General features: G+C 61.0%; 2 protein-coding genes. Both read right to left on the bottom strand.

Annotation, left to right across the window (positions count from 1 at the left end; genetic code table 11):
- On the bottom strand, positions 1–740 hold a 740-nt coding region (locus tag EN935_RS36375), incomplete at its 3' end, for an aminotransferase class I/II-fold pyridoxal phosphate-dependent enzyme (RefSeq protein WP_127374251.1).
- The coding region (locus EN935_RS36370) for an arginase family protein (protein ID WP_206534669.1) at positions 737–1275 on the bottom strand (539 nt) is incomplete at its 5' end. The genes EN935_RS36370 and EN935_RS36375, both read right to left, overlap by 4 nt.

Below are 1275 nucleotides of genomic sequence, written 5' to 3'. Positions count from 1 at the left end.
CGCCAGCCGGTCATGGCAAAAGCCTTTGATACGCCATTGACCGTCAGCGTGCGGTTCATCAGCGCCGGGGCAACGGCAGCGATCGTGCTGAACGGCTGATCTGAAAAGCGCAGATGCTCGTAGATGTCGTCCGTGAGCACACCGATCTTCGGATGCTTCTCCAGCACCGCTGCAAGGCTCGCCAGTTCGTCGGCGGAATAGACGCCGCCCGTCGGATTGCAAGGCGAGTTCAAGATCAACCAACGGCTGCGCGATGTGATGGCGGCTGCAAGACCACCGGCTGTAAGCTTGAAGCCACTCGCTTCGCTGGTTGACGCAATGATGGCAACGCCGCCGCCGAGTTCAACCATGTCCGGATAAGACACCCAATATGGAGCGGCCACGATGACCTCGTCGCCGGGATCGAGGCTGGCCAGCATCGCATTGAAGATAATCTGCTTGGCACCTGTTGCGACGATGATCTGGTCGGGGCGATAGTTAAGACCGTTCTCGTCGCGGAACTTGGCGATGACCGCGTTCTTGAGTGCTGGAGTGCCGCCAACGGCGGTGTAACGCGTCTCACCGTTTTCGATCGCGCGCGCTGCCGCTTCGGCAATGTGGCGCGGTGTGTCGAAATCGAGTTCGCCAGACGCCAGCGAAATCACGTGTTTGCCCGCCGCCTGCAGCACGCGCGCCCGCTCAGCCATCGCGATTGTAGACGATGGCTTCAGGCCGCGCATTCGTTGCGCCACCAAACTCATGCAATCTTCCTCTCTGTTTTTGCTGTCTGTGCGCCGTTGCGCCGCTCATCGGCCAGCAGCGCAAGCAGCTCAGCCATGATGGTCGCCGCCAGCAGCGCGGTGATCTGACCCGGCCCGTCGTAAAGCGGATTGGTCTCCACGACGTCGCACCCGACCAGATTGATAGCGTTGAGCCTGCGCAGGATTGTCAGCGTCTCATGCGCTGAAAAGCCTCCGACTTCGGGCGTTTGAACGCCTGGTGCCGCAGACGGGTCGACGAAGTCCATGTCGAAGGTAAGGAACACTGGACGCCCGGCGGTGCGCGCACGCACGCGCGTTGCAACTCCCTCGGCGCCCAGCGTAAAGACATCGTCGGTCGTCAACACCTCATAGCCGAGTTCGACCGACTGGCTGATATCGGTCGACGAAAACAGCGAGCCGCGCAACCCGATCTGGATCGAATGCGCGGTATCGACAATGTTCTCCTCGACGGCGCGACGGAAAGGCGTGCCGGCGCTGTAGCGTTTGCCTGCAAAATAGCTGTCCCAAGTGTCAC

The sequence above is a fragment of the Mesorhizobium sp. M7D.F.Ca.US.004.03.1.1 genome (genome assembly GCF_003998635.1).
Lineage (GTDB): Bacteria > Pseudomonadota > Alphaproteobacteria > Rhizobiales > Rhizobiaceae > Mesorhizobium > Mesorhizobium loti.
Note: the sequence above shows the minus strand (reverse complement) of the source record. Positions and strands in the feature narration are given on the sequence as shown.